The sequence below is a fragment of the Bacillus sp. 05T22 genome (assembly GCF_056396765.1).
The window spans coordinates 1-21924 of sequence record NZ_JBFTMC010000076.1; the positions used below are offsets into that span (position 1 = coordinate 1).

20 protein-coding genes and 4 pseudogenes are annotated in these 21924 nt (G+C 34.1%); 13 read left to right on the forward strand and 11 right to left on the reverse strand.

Translation table 11 applies throughout. The annotated features are described in order from the left end of the window. Both AC1DIT_RS19700 and AC1DIT_RS19705 read right to left on the reverse strand, forming a co-directional pair. Positions 1-108 (reverse strand): annotated as a pseudogene (locus AC1DIT_RS19700) (IS6 family transposase); the annotation flags it as partial. A 139-nt stretch (positions 109-247) separates the two neighbouring features. Continuing rightward, the gene (locus AC1DIT_RS19705; protein WP_016131627.1) at positions 248-487 is read right to left on the reverse strand and encodes a helix-turn-helix domain-containing protein; all 240 of its coding nucleotides are present in this window, start codon (positions 485-487) and stop codon (positions 248-250) included. Positions 488-768: 281 nt separating this feature from the next. Between AC1DIT_RS19705 and AC1DIT_RS19710 the strand changes: the two genes are divergently transcribed. From AC1DIT_RS19710 to AC1DIT_RS19725, 4 genes are all read left to right on the forward strand, one after another. After that, the gene (locus AC1DIT_RS19710; protein WP_016131626.1) at positions 769-2067 is read left to right on the forward strand and encodes an FtsK/SpoIIIE domain-containing protein; all 1299 of its coding nucleotides are present in this window, start codon (positions 769-771) and stop codon (positions 2065-2067) included. Continuing rightward, the gene (locus AC1DIT_RS19715) at positions 2036-2581 is read left to right on the forward strand and encodes a replication-relaxation family protein (protein ID WP_016131625.1); all 546 of its coding nucleotides are present in this window, start codon (positions 2036-2038) and stop codon (positions 2579-2581) included. Before AC1DIT_RS19710 ends, AC1DIT_RS19715 begins: the two co-directional genes overlap by 32 nt. 19 nt (positions 2582-2600) lie before the next feature. Further along, entirely contained in the window at positions 2601-3098 is a 498-nt protein-coding gene (locus AC1DIT_RS19720) for a hypothetical protein (protein WP_016131624.1), read from the forward strand. 82 nt (positions 3099-3180) lie between these two features. Beyond that, positions 3181-3771 (forward strand): DUF3967 domain-containing protein, encoded by a 591-nt coding sequence (locus tag AC1DIT_RS19725; protein ID WP_016131623.1) that lies wholly within the window; start codon positions 3181-3183, stop codon positions 3769-3771. 119 nt (positions 3772-3890) lie between these two features. Here AC1DIT_RS19725 and AC1DIT_RS19730 read toward each other — a convergent pair. From AC1DIT_RS19730 to AC1DIT_RS19740, 3 genes and pseudogenes are all read right to left on the reverse strand, one after another. Beyond that, positions 3891-4136, reverse strand: a pseudogene (locus tag AC1DIT_RS19730) (hypothetical protein); the annotation flags it as partial. Positions 4137-4211: 75 nt separating this feature from the next. Next, the gene (locus tag AC1DIT_RS19735; protein ID WP_016131622.1) at positions 4212-4613 is read right to left on the reverse strand and encodes a hypothetical protein; all 402 of its coding nucleotides are present in this window, start codon (positions 4611-4613) and stop codon (positions 4212-4214) included. Between the two features lie 14 nt (positions 4614-4627). After that, positions 4628-5458 (reverse strand): ParA family protein, encoded by an 831-nt coding sequence (locus AC1DIT_RS19740; protein WP_016131621.1) that lies wholly within the window; start codon positions 5456-5458, stop codon positions 4628-4630. A 974-nt stretch (positions 5459-6432) separates the two neighbouring features. Between AC1DIT_RS19740 and AC1DIT_RS19745 the strand changes: the two genes are divergently transcribed. From AC1DIT_RS19745 to AC1DIT_RS19755, 3 genes are all read left to right on the forward strand, one after another. Next, positions 6433-7908, forward strand: coding sequence for a primase C-terminal domain-containing protein (locus AC1DIT_RS19745; protein WP_016131620.1), 1476 nt, complete (start codon positions 6433-6435; stop codon positions 7906-7908). Positions 7909-8015: 107 nt separating this feature from the next. Next, complete coding sequence (locus AC1DIT_RS19750; RefSeq protein ID WP_229161805.1) at positions 8016-8822, forward strand: hypothetical protein; 807 nt, start codon at positions 8016-8018, stop codon at positions 8820-8822. Between the two features lie 515 nt (positions 8823-9337). Then, on the forward strand, positions 9338-9925 hold the full coding sequence (locus AC1DIT_RS19755) for an HD domain-containing protein (RefSeq protein WP_229161803.1): 588 nt from the start codon (positions 9338-9340) through the stop codon (positions 9923-9925). 248 nt (positions 9926-10173) lie between these two features. On the opposite strand, the gene AC1DIT_RS19760 is transcribed toward AC1DIT_RS19755, so the two are convergent. Then, positions 10174-10602, reverse strand: a complete 429-nt coding sequence (locus AC1DIT_RS19760) for a DUF3801 domain-containing protein (protein ID WP_016133114.1) — start codon at positions 10600-10602, stop codon at positions 10174-10176. 261 nt (positions 10603-10863) lie between these two features. Here AC1DIT_RS19760 and AC1DIT_RS19765 point away from each other — a divergent pair, with 261 nt between their 5' ends. From AC1DIT_RS19765 to AC1DIT_RS19780, 4 genes and pseudogenes are all read left to right on the forward strand, one after another. Further along, a complete protein-coding gene (locus AC1DIT_RS19765) occupies positions 10864-11574 on the forward strand; it encodes a hypothetical protein (protein WP_016131616.1) in 711 nt (236 codons plus the stop codon). A gap of 16 nt (positions 11575-11590) precedes the next feature. Next, positions 11591-12922, forward strand: coding sequence for a relaxase/mobilization nuclease domain-containing protein (locus tag AC1DIT_RS19770; RefSeq protein WP_016131615.1), 1332 nt, complete (start codon positions 11591-11593; stop codon positions 12920-12922). Positions 12923-13136: 214 nt separating this feature from the next. Next, positions 13137-13843: pseudogene (locus AC1DIT_RS19775) on the forward strand (IS6 family transposase). 120 nt (positions 13844-13963) lie between these two features. Further along, positions 13964-14659 carry a DUF3888 domain-containing protein gene (locus AC1DIT_RS19780; RefSeq protein WP_016131677.1) on the forward strand — a complete coding sequence of 232 codons (696 nt, stop codon included), beginning with the start codon at positions 13964-13966 and terminating at the stop codon, positions 14657-14659. A 287-nt stretch (positions 14660-14946) separates the two neighbouring features. On the opposite strand, the gene AC1DIT_RS19785 is transcribed toward AC1DIT_RS19780, so the two are convergent. From AC1DIT_RS19785 to AC1DIT_RS19800, 4 genes and pseudogenes are all read right to left on the reverse strand, one after another. After that, complete coding sequence (locus tag AC1DIT_RS19785; protein WP_016131676.1) at positions 14947-15552, reverse strand: TetR/AcrR family transcriptional regulator; 606 nt, start codon at positions 15550-15552, stop codon at positions 14947-14949. Next, on the reverse strand, positions 15545-16408 hold the full coding sequence (locus AC1DIT_RS19790; RefSeq protein WP_016131675.1) for an oxidoreductase: 864 nt from the start codon (positions 16406-16408) through the stop codon (positions 15545-15547). Before AC1DIT_RS19790 ends, AC1DIT_RS19785 begins: the two co-directional genes overlap by 8 nt. A gap of 214 nt (positions 16409-16622) precedes the next feature. Then, positions 16623-17329: pseudogene (locus AC1DIT_RS19795) on the reverse strand (IS6 family transposase). A 149-nt stretch (positions 17330-17478) separates the two neighbouring features. Then, positions 17479-18057 (reverse strand): PadR family transcriptional regulator, encoded by a 579-nt coding sequence (locus AC1DIT_RS19800; RefSeq protein ID WP_016131672.1) that lies wholly within the window; start codon positions 18055-18057, stop codon positions 17479-17481. Between the two features lie 124 nt (positions 18058-18181). Between AC1DIT_RS19800 and AC1DIT_RS19805 the strand changes: the two genes are divergently transcribed. After that, a complete protein-coding gene (locus AC1DIT_RS19805) occupies positions 18182-18682 on the forward strand; it encodes a phenolic acid decarboxylase (protein ID WP_016131671.1) in 501 nt (166 codons plus the stop codon). Between the two features lie 362 nt (positions 18683-19044). Then, a complete protein-coding gene (locus tag AC1DIT_RS19810; protein WP_051124592.1) occupies positions 19045-20748 on the forward strand; it encodes an amidohydrolase in 1704 nt (567 codons plus the stop codon). Between the two features lie 192 nt (positions 20749-20940). Here AC1DIT_RS19810 and AC1DIT_RS19815 read toward each other — a convergent pair whose 3' ends face one another. After that, on the reverse strand, positions 20941-21444 hold the full coding sequence (locus AC1DIT_RS19815) for a GNAT family N-acetyltransferase (RefSeq protein WP_016131669.1): 504 nt from the start codon (positions 21442-21444) through the stop codon (positions 20941-20943). Positions 21445-21924: the final 480 nt, after the last annotated feature.

Here is a 21924-nt window from a genome sequence, read left to right on the forward strand (position 1 = left end):
TTCCACCAAATCACGAAAGCTCAAGTTGTACCGTAGGTACCATCTTACTGTTTGYAAAATAATATCATGATGATAATGCTTCCACTTGAATAAATTTCGCTTTTCCATACTGATCACGCACCTTTTTTAGAGTAATAGTATCAGTATGTCCAAGATTTAGAGATTACTTGCAATTATCTTGAAGTTTTCGCACCAGAACCGTTTTATATTTATAATTACATAAGAAGCTTCTCTCGTTTGAACCAAGCTACATCCAAAAGTCATTTTCATTTATATTTTTTCCTAGTTTTTTCAGTCCTTTTGTAATTTGAGTGATTGTAGAAAACTTAGGTATGTATGTTTTATCATTACATACTTTAGAAATTGTTCCCCTACTAAGCTTAGCTGCCTTCTCCAAATCACCTTGTGTTATTCCTTGTTTGTCTAACCAACTACCGAATTTACTACGTTTTTTTCCTAGTCCAAACACTTTAACCACCTCAGACATAGCTTGCCCTTTTCGTCATTTTTATAAACGCACGAAAAAAAATGACATAATGGCCAAACAGTCTAAAATACCTTTTACCATACCAAACAAATTACGAATCTCACCTCTACTTAATCAGCCACTTCATACTTCGTTTCATATATTCCGAATAAAATTCGCTAACAGAATAATGCTTTAGACATTGGAAGATTTCTATTTTCAACGATTCATGGCTATTTTTATCTCTTCTAATCTTCAGGGACTATTCTTGCAGAATACCAAAAGAAGGATGGTGTGAGTTTGTGATATTTGAGCTAGTAAGTTCAGCTGCAGTTGGCGGAGTAATTTTTCTATCAAAAATGCATCAAAAAGGAGCAACAAACGATGCCTCCAAGATACAAAGGATTTGCGCTAATTGCGGTTTAAAAGTGAAGGAAGGAAAAGATACCAGAACTATACAGCTGCTTCGCAAGACGAGAAATGATTGGGGAGTTGAGTATGCGTATAGGATCCCTCTTGGTCTTAGTTTTTCTGATTTTGAACAAAAAATGCAGCATTTAGAAGACGGATTGAATCACAAGAGCAAAGTTTACGATTTCAAGCTATCGGACTTCAAATCTCTTCGTCTGCGGAAAAACATTTTAAAACAAATACAAAATATCGTAAACAAGAAAAAACTCGTTAGAAAGGAAATAGAGCTGTCTTACGATGGTTTGCTAAAAATAAGAGTTTACGAGAAAGGTATTCCTGATTTTGTGAAGTTTGAAGAAGACATGATGAAGCAATGTAGGGGATGGGAAGTACCTATTGGTTATACGAGGGATGGATTGGTAAAACACGACTTTGATCAGCTATCACACATGATCTCGGCTGGTATGACGGATATGGGTAAATCAAATGTATTAAAGCTCATTATTACGGCCCTGGTACGTAACCAATCGGAAAATATAAAGCTATTCCTTATAGATTTGAAGGGTGGTCTATCTTTTAACCGGTACCGATTCCTAAATCAAGTCGAATCAATTGCGAAGAATCCTGGGGAAGCCCTTGAGACTCTAAGGGAATTGCAAACTAAACTGAATGATAGAAACGAATACTTACTAGAAAAAGGATACGAAGATATAAAAGAAGCCGGGGATCCAACAAGGTACTTTGTAATCGTAGATGAGGCAGCCGACATGACGCCATATCAGGAGTGCAAAGACATCATTGTAGATATAGGTCGTCGCGGCAGGGCAGCTGGATTCCGCTTAGTATATGCGACTCAATATCCTACTAACGAAGCTTTACCATCGCAGTTACGGCAGAACATTGGTGCTCGTATTTGCTTCAGATTACAAACAGAAGCAGGGAGCCGCGCTGTACTCGATGAGGGCGGCGCAGAGAGTCTTCCCAACATAAAAGGAAGAGCTATATACCAAACGAACGAGAAGAAGGTTTTACAGACTGTTTATATCGATAACAAAAAGATTGACAACATCATAATGCCACATATCAACATTAGAGCGAGAAAGGAGCATGAAGATGCAAAAGTTAGCTATAAAGGAAGCAAGAACCGAGTCCATACTCTTGAGCTTGAAGAAGTTGGGGTTCTTAAGTAGGAAACAAATCCAGGTACTTCATGATCTTGGCGGTGATAGAAATGCTTCTCGTGTAATGAAGGATCTTGAAGAATATGTATCTAGCTTTAGAGATTCAGAAAAGGTGTATTATCTCAATAAAGAAGGTCGTGAGCGTATTGGAAGTAATAAGGTACTAAAACGTTCTAACCAATTTCGTCACTACATTATGAGGAATGACATCTATATCGCTTACGAATGCCCGAAAACGTGGAAGCAGGAAGTCAAAATGAATGTTAAAGGTATCGTTTCCATAATTACGGATGCACTATTCACGGATAATGGCCGTTATCACATTGTAGAGGTAGATCATGAGCAAAAGATGAGCGCAAACCGTTTAAAAATGCAGAAGTACAGAAAGTTAATGGAATGTAATGTGTTTGAGAAGGCGCCTAAATTTATTTGGTACACAACAACAGAATACCGAAGAAAGCAAATACAGAAGCTTTGCGAGGGATTGGATTGCAACATATTTACGGTTACTGATTTCCATTAAAATTAAGGAGATGGTCTATATGGCAACTGAGACAATGAGCATCAAGGATTTTATGGATGGTAACTATGGAGCGAAGAAAAAGTGGAGCTTGTTCAAAAAGAAAACAAAAAAATATGCACCTGTGGCGGTGCGAGTTGGTATTGCAATCGGTAGTGCTATTATATTCAGCAACATTATAGATATTCCACATGTATTCGCATCAGGAGCAGAAGCAGATGCGCCAAATGTAAATGAAGTATTCAAGGATGTGCAATCAAACGATGGCAACTTTAAAAATTATATAGATGGCCAACTGTACAACAGGATCGTAAATGCATTTGAGCCAGTTATCTTTCTAATTAAAGCAGTATCTTATCCAATCGCATCCGTTGTAGCGCTATGCGGTGGATTATTTATTATGGTTGGTAGCCAAGAACGAGGTTTCTCGTTAATCTCCCGTGCTGGGATTGGATATATCGTAGTACAAATGATACCGTTGTTTATGAGATTATTGGTTGAAATAGCAAAGGCGATTTAATCCCTACATTAGTGGGGCTTTTTTCTTTGCAGGAATTTAAAAATCGTTAGGGAATATTTTTTCTAGGAGGTGTTGTGACGCTATGACGGACGAGATTGTTTATTCTGCTAGTGAAGTATACAAAAGGCTAGGAATATCCGATAGTACGCTCAGAAAGTATATGGAAGTGTTGCAACGAGAGGGATTTACAGTAAAGAAAGATAAGCGTGGCAGACGTGAATACACAGATGGTGACATCCTGGTTATTGAGAGATTAATTGAGATTAGTAAGCATGACGGTATGACGTTGGAAAAGGCAGCAAAGATGATTGCACAACAAATAGAAAAAGTTAATCCGGATTTGATTAAAGAAGAACCTGAGGACACGAACTTAATTCCATTTCACATTCAAGAACAGCTACAGCAACAATACAGCGTTATGGCGCAGGAAATGAATCAAAGTATATTAGCGATGGAAGAACGGTTAAGTGAGCAGGCAAAGCAAAGCAACGAGGAAATTAAAGCGAGTATAGATCAACATAATGAACGAGTGGAAAAACGATTGGAAGCACGAGATGAGACGCTTATGAAAACATTACGTGAGATACAAGAGGCGAAGAAATTAATGCAGGAATATCGTGAAGAAGTCGCTGCTGCAAAAGAGAAGAAAAGGCCGTGGTGGAAGTTTTGGTGAGGACTTTATATAAACTACGTAAAAGTAGAAAAGTATACATTTCTACTTTTCTACTTTGATGAAGGATATATAATAAAAAAAGAAGTATCCCCAATTAGAAACAGGGATACTTCTTTTTTTATTTCGGTCAGTAATTTGAATTTCATTTTCTGCTCAGTAGTCAATTCATTTTCTACATAATGATTTATAAGTAAATCAATTATTTCGTGAGCAAATTTCGTGTTGGTAATTTTCATTAGCGTTTCAAGTTCTTCTTTGGATTGACTAGAAGTTTTAATGCTATCCTGTTGATTTTTAAATTTCTTTTTCTCTGGTGTTTACATTTTCTTTTCTGTGTTCGTATTTAAATCCGAACTGTCAGTAATAGGCGTAACTGTTACTACAAATGAATTATTCTTATTTTTCACAGGCACCACTCCTATTTAAAACTATATTGCTTGTTATTTCTTTTCCAACATTTCGTAAAGGTGTTTGTACATCCCTTTATAACCTTCAGATTGTCGCGTTGTTAGCTTAGTATTTACATAGCTTTCAAGAAGCATGTCAATGATACTGTTAATTGATGCCTTATCCATGCTTTCTTGTTCTTTTATAAATGGTTTAAGAGTATTTAGCTTTAGCAAAACAGCAGGTGAAATTTTAGCTGTTTTAGATGGAACTAAACGCTGATCTTGTTTCTCAGGAACAGGTATTTTCCCTTTATTAATGATAGGAGTCATAACCTTTTTCTTAACAGGCTCATTATTACGGCCGAAATCGTTTGTTCCTTTTATCTGTACACCTTTGTCATTTAAAGTATTTCCGGGTTTTGTGACTATAGGTTGAAATGGTGCTTTAGACATTATGAGCCTCCTCCTTAAGCATTAATAGTAGCAAAATAGTTTTCATGTTCATTAAGTTCGCTAAGAACATCGATGAATAGTTGATGAGCTTTTTCATCCCACATATCAATATTGCCACTAACGTTAACATTTTTATGAATTCCTTCAATATCGTACACTTTTAGACGCTCTTGATATCTCACAATTGTATCTAGAACATTTCCGCCATACATTTCCTGAGCTTGTTGTAATACTTTATTATCCACTCGTTTTCCTTGATGTAACATCATTGGAATAATACCTAAAACTTGTAGGTCTGCATCATATGTTTCTGCTAAGAACTGCATATAAGCGATATATGTTTGAGCGCCTTCTAAAGATAATTCTTGTGTTTGTAGAACGATGATACAATAATCGGCTGCTATCATAGCGTTATCTGAGTAGTCACTGATTGTTGGTGGTACATCAATGTAAATACGATCATATTTATCTTTTAATGGTTCTAGTAATTTTTTTAAATATGTAATTTGTGCAAGTTCATCCTCTGGGAACATATCAAAGAGGATTTTTGATAGTTTTCTAAATGAAGTATTAGATGGAACAATGTCCAAATTCTCAATTACTGGAATAATCTCATTCTCTAAATTTTGATTTAGAAATGCATCCGTAATAGACTTATCAATTTCTTCAATGTCACCTGTTTTAGCAAGGACTCTTGTAGCGTTCCCCTGAGGATCCATATCCACTAAAAGACATTTTTCATTAAATACTGTAGCAACTTCATAAGCCAACATTGTAGCTGTTTTTGTTTTTCCAACTCCACCTTTAAAGTTACCGATTACGTATGTAGTTGCTTGTCTAGTCATTTTCGACATTCCTCCATAAAACTCCGAATAAGTATACCTTTGAGTAAAATGTAACATCTACATTCAATATTCGCAACAGTATACCGTAGAAAAGTTTAAGTTTTTTAAACGGATTTATCGAAAGAGTAGAAAAGTATACTTAAGCGTAAGGTTTTTTAGTATACTTTTCTACTTTTCTACTTAAACGTAGTTTATAGAATGGATGTTTTTACAGATAGAAAAGTATACATTTCTACCTATGCGTAGTTTTAAAGTTTTTTCTTTATACACTGGTATTTAAGGGTTAATTACAATTTTTCAGGAGATTAAGTTTGTAAATACGTGAACAAAAGTATACATTTCTACCTATGCGTAAGTTAGAGAAGGTATACCAACTTTCAATTACAGGTAGAAAAGTATACATTTCTACTTTTGCGTAGTTCTACATTTCTACTTTTGCGTAGTTTTAAATTGTCATTTCTGTATTTACAAACAAAAAAACTTGCTGTAACGTAAGAAACAACAAGTTTTTCAACAAAAAAAGATTTAATTTGATATTGTACATAAAGAGCTCTTTAGAGCATATTCGATAAATAATTTACAAAAACAAATAAAAAAGAACGGCTGTCTAATAGAGATTTGGTAGATCTCAATCTGACAGAAAAAGTAGAGTTACTGACAATAACTTTACTCCCCGGTGAATACAAGTTGCTGACAACAACTTGTATTCCATTTACACACTGCACCATCAGTCTGTAAATTCTCCGTCCGTTCTAGTTAACTATGTTATTAGAGATATAAAAATATCTGTATTTAGTATAGTTAATTAGTGATGGATTGTAAAGATAGATATCCTTATTTAAGTACGGAAAAATTACGTTTAAATATGGAGAAATTCTGTTTTTATATACTTTTCAGGGAATTTTCAAGGTGAGCAGTGTAATAACTGCTCACCTTTTTTTATTGTCAAAAATCTAGTAGAAAGGAGATCTAACATGGATAAAGCGCAGCAAGCAATTGAATCGATTTTACATAGTGGATTACGCAAATATAAATACAAGAATTCTAGAGCTAGCATCGCCATGTTAGACTCACAGGATACTAGTACGATGAATGACCGATTTGTATTCATTACGCGTACAAAAGAAGATTTAATGCATCCCTATGGAGCTAAAGGAGTTGTATTAACTTCTCAAGAAGCAGTTCTGGATCATATCGGACAAGCTACGCATTGGACACCGAATGTATTCAGAGTAGGTACATATTTGGACAGAAGCAGAAGAATCATTAAAGGTCATGAAGAACGTAATTTAAAACAAATCAACTGTTTCACTGTAGATATCGATACAAAGGACATTACTCCTGGAGAAATCGTACTTGCAGCAATGGACAAGCAATTAGGCATGCCTACAGTTATCTTGGAAAGTGTGAAGGGATACCAGGCTTATTTCGTGCTAGATAACCCATTGTTCATTTCAAATAAGAATGATTTCCGTGGATTACGTAGCGCAAAGAGAATAAGCGAGAACATCAGGAAAGCTTTAAGTGATTTATTACCTGGTGTTGATTTGACATGCAATGATTTCGGATTTTTCCGTATGCCAAACGAGGAGAATGTTGTATGGATGGATGCAGAAAGTACGTGTAATCTAGCTCATTTAATTGAATGGTCTAAAGATCAAGATATCGGCCATCGTAGAAACTTATTTACAGTTCTTTCGAACAAGCCAATGCATACAACTCAAATCACTGAAGGATGGGTGCAAAAGGTACTAGTATGTACACATATTCATGGTCAGAAAGGTCTAATCGGGCGTGACAACGCCGTATTTACGCTTGCTTTAGCATGCTATAGTTCGGGAATGTCTGAAGAGGATACATACGACTTACTAGATCAATTTAATACAAACTTAAACAGCCATTTGAAAAACGCGAGTATTCAAAAGGCTATTCGTAGTGCCTTCTCAGGTAAATACAAAGGAGCAAACAAAGAGTACATTAATCAAATTTTAGAAATCTGGTCAGATGGGGGAGCGACATTTTCAGGTCCAGTGCCATCTCAATATTGGTATAAGCATAAAAAAGCACGTAAAGATCGTGTGCGTAGCCATTGGCATGAGTGGGAACAAGATATCATTGGTTTCTTAAACACGCAGAAAAACACAGAAAAAGGATTTGTATATGTTACTCAAAAGGAATTGTGTGAGGCTCTACAAATCCCGAGAAGCACGTTAAACAGTGTATTAAAGAAATCCCAACAAATCTATATCCATGTAATCGGCAAAGGCAGCCAACGACAAACAGGGCTGTCTACTTTAGCGTTGCTTTTTAACCATGCTATTGGTCGAAATAAAGAGCAGAAAGAACTATACCTTGAATTTATACAGTCGTTTATTCCAAGTGCAGCAGAGCGTTTATATGAGTTGACACAAGAGCAAACCAATGACTTAATCACACTAAATACAGGTTAGTTTGGAGCTTTGTCCATTCTGCCAATACATATTTCTATTATATCTTCTTAGGTGGTTACTTTTCCGAGATTATAACTTATTTTTGGATTAGGTGTTCTCACTTATATATGGTATGTGAAATTATGATGTTTTTGCCCATCTCCGGAAAAGTAGCTTATCCCTCCTATTTTAAGATTAAACTATGGAGTATACTCCATGTAAAAAATAATTTTGTACATGGAGAAAAAATGTACGATTTAACAAAAGGACTGAGATATAACACACCATTAGACTTGAAGGTACACTATAGATATGATTTTGTGGGGATTGATTACGGGAATAATTTTATTAATAAACACATTTTTGTATTTCGAACAATTAAAGAAGGCAAAGGAAAAGGTAATATACTAATTGATTTAATTCACAGCTCTAATATTGATGCTATTAGAGCTCATATGCATGGTGATTGTCATTTTCATATATTTGAAGACAGCTTTTCTATAGGGAACGAACCTATTAAGATTACAGAAAATGTTTTTTTAGGGAAAATAGAAAATACATCAAATAACGAATACTATGTATCTTTAAAAGAACAACAATATAGATTGATTAACGGAGTCGGTCCAAAGCACAAACACTTCCCAGTTGTTAAATATCTATTATTTACTGAATATCATGCACCACTTGCGAATTTAAATGCTCTTGAATTAGCTCCAATATTTAAGTTGCAAAAAGAGCATATCTGGCATAACGAAAGGAGCTGGAATTGTAGGAATATTTCTTGGTTAGATATAGATGATTCCTCTGCAATGCGGGAACAAGTTAAAGAAATTATTGAAAAAGGACGAGGAGATTGGAGAGAAGAGGAACGAAAAAAATGGCATCAACTATCAGAACGGAAACGATTACAAGAATATTTTCCGATTGGTTTATAAAGCGAATTAAGCGAACGGAAATAATTTAAAAAATTACCTGCCTGATCTTGAAATTTTTTTTGATTTAGGGGGGGGATTTTACTACATGGGGTAGCGTCCCGAAAATGCGGATTTACAACGTTAAGCTGTTTGCTGAGTTAAAAACGAAAGATTTAACGACGATAAGACTTTTGAGACAAGTCATACGAGACACTAAAAAGCTTTATTTGACGTGAAATCAATTAAGTCTCAATAGATTATATTGAGACAAGGATTTTTACCTTAACGTTGTAAATCCGCATTTTCGGGACGCTACCCCGCTTATAAGTAATATAAAAGTTATCTTAAAATGATAGTTAATAAGTTAAAATAAAGATCTTCAATTTAAAATTAAGTGGTTTAAAACCATAGTCATGTTATAACATTAAAGGGACTCATTGTTTGAATAACACGTTTAACGAAAATTGGTATGCTATTGCCGGCTTTTTGTTTATTCAACTAAAGAACAGTTTAATTAAAGAAAGCGGATCTATAATGTGGGAGGAAAGCCAATACATTTATTGAAAATAAAGGAGTTGTTGAAATTGGACACTCTTCAATTAATTGAAGATTTCATATTACCTTACTATGCTCAAAAAGATATAATGCACAATGTTGAACATATAAAACGTATTTTAAATTTATCTCTAGAAATGGCTACAATATATAAAAATAAAGTAGATGAGGATTTACTTAAATATGGCGCATATTTTCACGGAGTAATATATGAAGAAGAGATAAGAATAAGTATTGAAAAATTTCTTAAGGGTATTGGGTTTAGCGGAGAAAAAATAAAACGAATTCTAGAAGTAGCAGACGGTTCTCAAAAGGATGGAAAACCAGAAAGCCTAGAAGCTAAAATTCTCCACGATGCACATTTACTTGAGGGTGGAGAGACATTTTTAATTGTTAAATCTTTAATCACTGGATCACTTAGGGGACAATCCTTACTAGAAACGATTGAATATCTGGAAACAAATATACTTAATAAACATCATTGTTACTTACCCGAAAATATTGAGAAATACAAAGAAAAGGAAAAGTTCGCTTTTGACTTTCTATACAAACTCAAAACACATATATAATTTTCAATTTGTGAAATTTTGTACTTAAATTATATGAGGGGTTTTATGGAATATTTGGACTCAAAATAAAAATTTTTCATGTTCCTTTTGTTATAAGTCTCAAAAACGGAGGTATTTAAGAGAAACAAAATTCACCTAAAAATGTCGTAAAAATAGCTTTAAATCTATCTCAAAACTTATCTCTAAATCAAAATCTCAAATAGAATTAGTAACAATGAGTTTTGAGAATCCCTTAGCGTATAAAAATGTTAAAATGTGCGTGCTGCCTCTAATACTGCGATTTTTCTTTCAACCACATTTTTTAATGTTTTTTTGATTACATTTGCTTGTGCTGCGGAAAAGAAGAAAGAATAATCCTCTTTACCATTTCTCACAACAGAAAAATTTACACCTAATTTTTTTAATTCCTTTTGATAATCCTTTAATTGTTCCTTAGTTAAGTTTTCATCTAAAGCAATAACACCACCAGTGTTACTATGTTCTTTAATAAGCTCATTGATTTTTTGTTTACCATCTTTTGTGTTTCCATCAAGGATATAATCTTTTGGATCTTGTTCTTTATTTTCAAGTAACTTTGTCAATGCTTCTAAAATCCGTAATAAAGCTTGTTCCGATAATTTAAAGGTTTGTGCTATGACTTCGAGTGCAACCTGTGTATGTTCATCTACATTCGCCATTCAGATACCAACTCCCCTGTAAATTATTTAACATATTACACCATATAATGGGTAGAAATGGTATAATTTTAAGAATAAAATATTGAGATTTTAGTAGAGGGCAAGCTACGGGATTACCATGGTAATCCCCAAAAACGTTGTTTTTGACTTGGTAGGAGATTCCTACGACCTTTACAAATATAAATAAGCGATTTTTTACAAAATCACTTATTTATTTGTTGTCGCTGCGCTCGATTAATTTAAAAAATTGGTGGTGAAATTATGGGGTTTATTCATAAAACATATTTACAAATAACTTTAGATGAAAAAGATAAAGAAATGATAAAAAATAAAGCTGTAGAATTGGGATATAAGTCAACTTCAGCGTTTGTTATTGATTCAGCAAAAACACATTTTAAACTTGAAGTTGATATGAAAGCTTATAGGGATTTAACTAAAGAAATAAATTATATTGGTAAGAATATAAATAGCTTAATCAGAAGGATCAATACAGACGGAATTTACACTGATAGCGATATTGATTTTCTTAGAGTTAATCAGAAAAAAATTGTAAATTTAATCAATACCGAATATGACCGATTAATTGATTTGAAAACCAAGTTTAATAGCGATAGCTTGAGTAAAAAACAAAAGGAAAAATTAATACAATCGTTAACTGAAAATCAAATACAGATACCAAAAAAATTAGTATTAGAAGAAGTGTACGAAAAGATAAAAGAGGATTTTGTTTATATCATAGAATGTATAGATAACTCGCCAGAACAGGATAAGGAAGTAACAGAATATGTTTGGCAATATTTATATGGAGATACGCTATATAAGTTAGATGATAATCAATTAATAAAATTGGCCGATAGCATTTTTATTTTTGCGCAGAAACTGAAGTTTAAGTTATCCAAACTCGATAATGTTTTTGAAGATGATGATTGGTTTGAACTGAAAGATATATTAGATGAATATGAAATTTATTAGGTAGGGATTGATTACAATGTCTATTGTAAAAATACAAAAAGTTAATAATTTAAAAGATGTCATTAATTACAGTATGCAACCTCATAAAACAAACGAGGAATTAGTCACATCTTATGAATGTAATATTGAAACGATAGATAGAGATTTTAAAAGTGTTTTAGTTGATTACAACGAAAAAAATAACAGTAATAAAAACATGAGTGCAAGAATGATAATTCAATCGTTTGATAGTGACGATAATTTAACGCCAGAACAAGTTCATCAGTATGGAATAGAATTTGCTGATAATTATCTAAAAGACAATCATCAATATACAGTCATTACACATACAGATACGGATAATTTACACAATCATATTATTTTCAATGATATTGATTTTAATAAACTAAAAATGTTTGATTCAAAGCGTGTAAATACTTTGGATAGATTACGTGAAGAAAATGATAAAATCTCTGAAAAGTATGGTTTGTCGATAATCGAAGAAGGAAGAAAGGGAAGGAAAAAATATTTAGCTTTTAACGAATATGTAGCTAGATCAAAGAAGAAATCCTTCAAAGGAAATTTAGAAGAAACAATTGATAAAAACATATCAAAATCAAATTCGTTTGATGAATTTTTAGGCTTAATGCGAAAAGAAGGATATGAGCATAAACAAGGAAAATATCTATCGTTTATGAATCCGAAGTCAGGAAAGTTTATGCGTACTAAAACAATTGGATTTAATTACCTTGAATCCTCTATTAAGTTTAGAATAGAAAACAAAGGTTATTCACCAATTAAAACAAGTATAATTAACAGACAATGGATAGATAAATCACAAGAGAAATTTAAAAATAATAAGGAACTTCAAAGGTGGGCTACTAAACAAAATATTAATTACTTAAATGAATTAAGCTCTAAGCTATATAAACTAAATGTTTCACTTACGGAACTTGATGAAATTGAAGCAAATAAGGAAGCGTTAATTGACAGCTTTGAAAAGCAACTTTTAGGTATTGATAATGAAATTTTTAGATTCCAGAAAATGAAGGGTTGTTTCCAAAGGTATAAAAAGAGTCATCCTTTAATCGTGGCTTATAAAAAAGCTGAAGATAAAAAAGCATTTAAGCAAGAGCATTATCATGAATTTAAAGAGTATGATGTTGCAAAACGTGATATGAACTATCTCAAAAAGAATTACGGTATTACTGATGAATCTGAATTACATTATAAGTTGTCATTGATGACAAAAGAGCGAAATTTACTTTATGGAAGTTTAGGAAAAGAAAAAGAAGTGGAAGTAAATAGACAAGAACAACAAAGACAGCAGCAACAGCAACAACAGCGTAAAAAAGAAAATGAAAGATAAAAAGTTATAGCGCCTTAAAAAAGTGATGTTGTATAGTTCTTTATGAATGGAATAAATAAATTCAAACGCTGGGAGGTGGAACGTTTTTGTCATACATATGGAATGAGCTCTTAACGGCTCGTGAGGGTTCTGGTGCAAAATTTTAATTTGAAAAGAATTCATCTCTAAAACTTGGACATACTGATACTATTACTCTAGAAAAGGTGTGATCGGTATGGCAAAGGAACATGTATTCAAGTGGAAACATTATCAGCCTGATGTTATCTTATTAACGGTAAGATGGTACCTACGGTACAATCTCAGTTTTCGTGATTTGGTTGAAATGATGGAAGAACGAGGACTTTCCATTTCTCATACAACAATCATGCGCTGGGTTCATCAATATGGACCTGAATTAGATAAGCGAGTTCGGCGTCATCTTAAGCCAATTAATGATTCTTGGAGAGTGGAAGAGACATATGTAAAAGTAAAAGGTCAATGGATGTATCTGTATCGTGCCGTTGATTCAGAAGGAAATACCATTGATTTTTATCTAAGTAAAACAAGAGATCATAGAGCGCAAAGCAATTTTTCAAGAAAGCTTTGCGGTCTTTTCATGTTTCCAATCCCCGTGTTATCACAGTAGACAAAAACCCATCCTATCCTATGGCGATTGAAGAGTTAAAGAACGAAAAAAAGATGCCTGTAGGCATCCAAATAAGGCAAGTCAAATATCTCAATAACATAGTGGAACAAGATCATCGTTTTATTAAAAAGCGAGTTCGTTCAATGTTAGGATTGAAATCCTTTCACACAGCCTCTTGGATGATAAGTGGTATCGAAGCCATGCATATGATGAAAAAGGGACAAGTTCACCAAGGGGTGAAGTCTGCCCAAAATGAAGTTGAGTTCATCCATAAATTGTTTGGATTAGCATCATAATTCATGGATGAAAAGGATATTGAGGTTCTATGTTTCTAATAAATCATATTTGCACCAGAACCTAAATTATAGTGTTTGTACTTGTTTTTGTTGGGGAAAATACCTACTGAGAAAAGGTAGGTGAACTTATTGAAGAAAAAATTATGCATTATTTTCAGCATCTTATTTTTTATTACTACTTCTAATGTTTCCGCAAAACAAGAAACACCCAACCAAGAATTTATTAATAAGTATTATTTCGATGTTGATTTAAAAGGGGTTAAAGATATATATTTCTTTAGAGAATTTCCTTTCTATAATGATAAAGGACAAATTTCACCTTTAGGTAAGGCAGCCTTATCTGTCTTACAGGGTGATATATGGACATGGATTAGGGAACCAAGGATTTATGTTAAAGAAAACATCGCTTATATACATGCAGTCAAGTTAGATGGATTAAACCTGTTATATACGCTAAAAAAAGAAGATAATGCCTGGAAAGTCATTAAAACTGAGAAAAAGAAACTTCCTACGGTCGGTAGTGAAGTTATACTCGAACAGGCATTTCTGAGGGCAATCGGAATAGAGATACTTCAAGCAACAAAAACGTATTATGGTGAATCAAGGCTTTTTGATTCAAAAAGAATTATTGATATTGTTCGAGATGAATTTAATGATAAATACAAAATAACCGTTCAAATTGTAACTTTTGAGGGTGCACATAATCCACCATATGGTTTTGATACAATCACTTTAGAAATTCCTGGCTTTAAAGTGATTAAATATGAACATGTGGATGTTTCCGACATTGGAAAAATACCATTAGAAACACATTGAAGTATTTAAGCTAATGCGGAACTTTAGTTTAAAGAGAAATAAGAGGATTTTTAACGTATAGGTCTTGATAACGTACAATTTTCTTTTTTTGATATGGTGACCCCAATCCCGCAGTTTCGGATGGAGATAGCCTTTGCATCTAGTCTAGTAGCGGAAGCTACACTGTGAGAATGCGACTTCTTGTCGCACCATAATGATCGTTATCAGAAGTTATAAATGAAATTTCTAATATCGATTAATCTTTTTTCTTGTAAATATACTTGTAACCTAAAAATCAGATATAAAGATTATACTCTTATCCCTTTTATCACCACATCAACAATCGATTTTGCAAGGTTGTCGTCCAAAGGTGCATGTCCTGTAAGAAGTCGATATATCATAGGCCCATAAATTAAATCAATGATAATTTTAGAGTCTATATCGTTTCGAATCTCGTTGCGATCAAATCCCCGCTGCAACATAACTTGCACAGCATTTTGTCGATTGACAAGGAACCGTTCGCAAAATATGGTAGCTATATGAGGATCGTATTGACTTTCAGCAATGAGTTGAGTAAACACCTTACCCATAGGACTTTTATAAAATCGCATAACTGAAAGTAACTGCTGTAAAAAATCTTCACGTACAGATCCAGTATCAGGTATTTTAACCTCTGCTTCCATTTTCAATAGAAAAGCATCTATTGAAACTACATTCTTGTTTGGCCACCACTTATAAATAGTTGCTTTACTAACCTCAGCACGGGCAGAAATCTCATCAACAGTTGTTTTCCGAAGTCCTTCTTCAAACAAAAGTTCGATAGTAGCTTTCAGAATACGCTCACTTACTTTATTGCTGCGGGGTCTCCCTCGCTTATGCTCAGAATTTGACTGTTTTACCTCGTAATTAACCAATTTGTTCATCCTCTATATTTGTGCTTAATGTGACAGTTTGCCAATTATTTAAATCTGTTTTGACTTGTTCAAGTTTTGTTTTTATTCGCTTTAAGGAATCAGGCCCCAAAACAAGTCTTAGTGGTGGATCATCAGCTGCAACAACCTTCAAGATAGCTGAAGCTGCCTTTTTAGGATCACCAGGCTGATTACCGTTACTTTTATTAGCCGTTTCTCGTGTTTGTCCTGAAGTATTTGTATAATCTTTAATAACTGTATTAACAGAACGCATAGAACTTGCAAGAAAATCAGTACGAAACATTCCTGGTTCGACAATGGTAACGTGAATACCTAAAGGTTTCACTTCTAACGATAACGCTTCCGATAATCCTTCCACTGCAAATTTAGTGGAGTTATAGATTCCCCATCCTATAGAACCTGAAAATCCACCAACTGAAGAGATATTGATAATATGACCGGACCTTTGGGATCGAAGATGAGGTAAGACAGCTTGTGTTACAGCATGCAAACCAAAAACATTAGTAGAAAATACTTGTTTTACTTCCTCCAGTTTCGCTTCTTCCACTGCGCCTAACAGTCCATACCCGGCATTATTGACTAAAATATCGATATGCCCAAATTTTCCAATGGCTTTTTCGACTGATTCTTGGATTTGATAAGAATTCGTTACGTCTAAAGGCAGGATTAATAAATGATTATTATCTTGAAAAGATTGTGCTAAAATTTCTGGTTTACGTGCTGTAGCTACTACCATATCACCCTGTTCAAGTGCTGCCTCAACTAATGCACGTCCAAATCCTTTTGAAGCTCCAGTAATGAACCAGACCCTACTATGTACAATGTTTTCCTTTTCCAATGTACTTACCTCCATTTTTTAGGGATTTTTACTGATAATTATATGGTAAACTAAACGTTTAGTATTGTATACTGTATTTATCAAAAATGCCAGATAAAGGTTTTCACACACCCGTTCTTACGTTGTGGATGAAAACGGAATTCAAATAATTGGTTCTGGTGCAAAAAGATAATAAAAGATAATAAAGCGCATAGATTCCTAACGGAATCGTATCTTATGCTGTAAGTCCAAACAATTGATGGATGAATTCTTTCTGATTTTGGACAGACTGGTCCCGTAAATCAACCTGTTCCTTTTTAATCATATGTATGGCTTCTGCTCCAGAAAGAATGAATGTAGCTGTGGCAAAACATTTGAACCCTAGCATAGAACGAATTCGCTTCTTTATAAAGCGATGATCTTGTTCTACTATGTTATTCAAGTACTTTTGTTGTCTAAGTCGCATACCACCAGGTATACTTTTTTCTTTTTTCAACTGTTCAATTTCTATAGGATAAGTTGGATTTTTATCGACTGTTATAACACGAGGTTTTGAAACATGAAAAGACTGCAAGGCCTTCTTGAAAAAGCGTTTTGCAGCCTTCTGGTCTCTTGTTTTGCTTAGGTAAAAATCAATTGTATTTCCTTTCGAATCAACAGCACGATACAGGTACATCCATTGGCCTTTTACTTTGATATATGTTTCATCGACTCTCCAGGAGTCATTTGTTTGTTTAAGGTGACGTCGGATTCGTTTGTCCAATTCAGACCGTACTGATGAACCCAACGCATAATCGCTGTATGGGAAATGGATAAGCCCCGTTCCTCCATCATTTCCACTAAATCACGAAAACTGAGGCTGTATCGTAGGTACCATCTTACCGTTAACAAAATAATATCAGGCTGATAATGCTTCCATTTGAATACATTTTCCTTTTCCATACCAATCACGCACCTTCTTTAGATTAGTAGTATCAGTATGTCCAAGATTTGTAGATTTATTGCAATTGTCCTGAAATTTTTGCACTAAAACCAAGTTTTTGCACCAGAACCAGAAAATGTATCAGTTAAATTGAATTAACCGATAAATCCTATTTAAAAGGATTATCGGCTTTTTTGTTTTTTATAATATCTAAACTTTTATTTAACCAACAAATGTAATTTTCTTCGCGTGAAATGGCTTTTGTCAGAACAAAGTAGTGACCTAATTCTTCAGTATCTAAATATAGAGGATTCTTCTCCACTCCAAAATGAAAAGAGAACTGTTCTTTTAGAAAAAATAATTTTTCGGTTCTGAGTTTTAATTGGTTATTAAATAACACTGGAATTTCTTCCGTAGGGATATCTTTTAAAAAATATAACCGTAATGCGAAGATATCCTTTTCGGTTTCCACATTTTCATCTAGTTCCAGCAACCAATTCTGAAGTTCTTCTTTTCCTTTTGTTGTAAGTCTGTACATTTTTTTCTCAAGTTTGACTCCTGCCATTTCTATATATTGAGAAATCGAATCTTCGTCTAATAATTTTTTTAACTCAACATAGATTTGGCTATGCTTTGCACTCCAGAACTGTCCAATCGCTTTTTTAAATTCGGATGTAATATCATATCCACTCATATCTTCTTTACTTAATAACCCTAAAATTGCATATTTTAGTATTCTACGGCTCACACCATAACCTCCGTTTATAATATCTTGACATAATTATACCACAGGCGTATATTAAACCGTGTAATATTAAACATGTAATTAATTACATGTTTAATATTGAATAATTTTTAAGGAGTGAACTATTATGAAAGAACTTAACCAATTTTTAGGAAGCCATTTCATTTATACTTATGAAAATGGTTGGGAATATGAATTTTATATAAAAAATGAGGATACTGTTGACTATCGTATTCATAGTGGGATGGTTGGAGGTCGCTGGGTTCGTGACCAAAAAGCTGATATTGTAAAAATCGCTGATGGAGTCTATAAAGTTTCATGGACTGAGCCTACTGGCACTGACGTTTCCCTAAATTTCATGCCAAATGACAAAAGGATACATGGAGTCATCTTCTTCCCTAAATGGGTACATGAACATCCAGAAATTACAGTTTGTTACCAAAATGACTTTATTAATGTAATGGAAGAATCCCGTTTAAAATATGAGACTTATCCTAAATATGTTGTCCCTGAGTTCGCTGATATCACTTTTTTCAAAAATGAAGGAATCAATAATGAAAAAGTTATATCTCAAGATCCTTATGAAGGTATGACTAATGATATCCGTTCAGGAAAATTAACTTTTTAATTTGATATGGTATTTTTGGAAGTCAATCAACTAAAAATTAACCAGAAGACAGTCCTTATAAGGACTGCTTCTGGTTTAATGAATAGATTGATTATTTAAAAAATGCAAGAATATGAAGGAATACACTTAACTAACATATTTCGAAGAAAACTTACATCATTAGATTACAGGTTATGTAAATTATTAAATGTTAATTTATTGACTGTTCAACTCAATCTTAATAAAAAGAGTACTTCAAGGAATTATTGATAATTTAAGTATTTGTATATTGAGGTTTATAAAAATAATTAAATAACAAAGAATTGGGGGTTCATACATTGAGAAAGTTGATTGTTCTTTTAATTAGTCTGACTGTGGTTTGTATGCTAGCAGGATTTGTACCGGTAAATAAACAACAGGAACACATCAGAGAGATAGCTGACACCATTTTTATAAATGGGAAGGTCTATACGGTAGAAACAAACCAACCGTGGGCAGAAGTAGTTGCGATTGCGAAGGGAAAAATCATATATGTTGGTGATACACACGGTGTGAAGAAATATGAGGGAAAGAACACAAAAGTTATTGATTTAAAAGGGAAAATGTTACTTCCAGGTTTTGTCGATAGCCATCTTCATGCTTCGGAAACAGTTAATTCTCTTTATTCTGTTAACTTAATAAGTGGTAGAACAATTGAAGAATATATCCAAATGGTAGAAAAATATGCAAAAGAACATAGTGGCGTAAGCGTTATACATGGTGCTGGCTGGAGTAATACTCTTTTTCCAACAACAGGCCCAACAAAAGAATCTTTAGATGCTGTTGTAAAGGATATTCCTGTTGCTTTAATTTCAGAGGATTATCATTCGATTTGGGTAAATTCTAAAGCACTTGAAATAGCAGGGATTACAAAAGATACGCCAAACCCGGAGGGAGGAGTAATTGAACGTGATGAAAAAGGTGAGCCGTCTGGTACGCTTCGTGATACAGCAACGAATCTTGTATTAGACAAATTACCAAAGTTTAATACTGAACAATATAAAGAAGCTTTAGCAGTTTTCCAGGAGTTGGCGGCAAGTAATGGATACACACAAGTGAATGATGTTGTTGTCCCGCAACAGGATACTGTTATTGAGGCTTTAACAATGCTTGAAAAGGAACAAGCATTATCTGTTCGACATAACCTTTCATTAGCTGTTCAGCCAAGTGAAGGTGAAAGTCGTATTCCGTATTTAAAGGAACAGCGTGCAAAGTTACAAGGTCCACTGGTGAAAATGAATACTGTTAAATTATTTATGGATGGTGTGCTTGAAGGAGGGACAGCCTTTTTGCATGAACCATACAACAATAAAACAAATTATTATGGTGTTCCTGTGTGGGAGAAGAAATCATATGCACATCTGATTCAGACTTTAGATCAAGAAAAGTTTCAAATTCACGTTCATTCTGTAGGGGATGCCGCAACAACAGAAACATTAGATGCCTTTGCATCTGCTCAACAGCAGAACGGAAAACGTGATAGTCGTCATAAGATTACACATTTACAATTAGTTGAAGAAAGTGATTTCAAACGTTTTAAAGACTTGGGAATCATTGGAGTACCGCAACCAACATGGTTTCTCAAGAATGGAGCATACTTTTCACAAGCTGTTGATTTGTTAGGAGAAGAGCGTGCAAATAAACAATATCCTATGCAAAGCTTTATAAAAGAAGGCATAGCGATGGCGTCTGCCAGTGATTACCCAATTACACATGGAAAATATTTTTCCCCATTAGCTGGCATTCAAATGGGAATAACTCGTACAGATTTACAAGATACAAATCCAGAACATACAAATCCAGAACATGTTCTAAATCCAAAAGAAAAAGTAAGCTTAGAGGATATGATTAAGAGTTATACAATAAATGGAGCATATGCAAACTTTTTAGAAAAAGAAACCGGATCTATTAAAGTTGGAAAGAAAGCAGACTTTGTCGTACTAGATAAAAATTTATTTGAAATTCCAGAACAAGATATTCATAAAACAAAAATTTTACTTACTCTTTTGGAAGGGAAAGAAACGTATCGTCATCCAGATTTCCAATAAATCTAAGAGAGAAGTAATTGGGGTATAAATAATAAAAACCTAGGCCACGATTACTTGTTTTTTCAAGAAATAGGTAGCTTAGGTTTTTATTTTAGGGGGTATTTTTTTTTATTAGGTTGATAGCGATGTGGATTCTCCCCTAAACTAATGACCTTTTCTCCTTTTCCATAGTTTCGAATTAGGTCGGGATCTCTAAAAATCGCGTACGTTCCAAACAATCTCACCGCGCTCGTCCCACGTACTGTGATGTCGATTAAATCCTATTTTTTCCAGAACTCGAAGGGACGCAACATTCCAAGCGCCCACAGTCGACCAAAGTCTGTGACGCCCGGTAGCAATCGCAGCGTCCAGCACAACGGATGCTGCCTCGGTCGCATATCCTTTACCATGAACACTGCGGAACAACTCGTATGCGATCTCAGGCTCTTCAAGGGTGGAACGGCCGATAATCAAGCCACAGTATCCGATGAAATCGCCTTCGTCTCGCCTACGGATAGTGAGAAGAGAAATGCCATTTTCAGCCGCTTTCTTGCGCATCTCAATAAGATAGCTACGAACGGAGTCAAGGGTTGGCATGTCCACACCACGTTCGCCAATTAATTTTCTCAACCAGGCTGAATCGGATTCCTCCCACATACTCAGGTCAAGTCGTTCAGTTTTCAGATGGAACGCCATAGGTTTAAATAAAGCTGTCATAGTGGAAACCTCCTAATTATGTCACTGCACTCATAATAGCTTCGCAGCTCATCACCACATCAGGTTGGAAACCTGGTTGATTCGCGAATCTATTTTCTAAATCTCGAGAGAGTTTATAGCTACTGTATACAAAAAATTAGCTTTATTTTATGCATAAGCAATTTCCCTACAAAATAGACCTTTTTATCAAACTCTTTTACTAATTATCAATCTTTATTATAAATTATCAAACTTTATTTTAAATCTACATTGCCGTCAAGTTAAGCTCATGCAACATCGATTATAGGAAAGGGTATTTGCTTTTCTTAGCTTGATGGTGATGGGGTAGCACCACACATCCATCAACTTAAGGATTTAGACTATTCTTGAAGTTAAAAGCACGTTACTATTCTCTTATGTTAATGAGAAAGGGTGACGTGCTTTTTATGAATATGCATCAAAAACAAGAGTTGTCTTTATTTGCCGAAGAGTTATATCGCT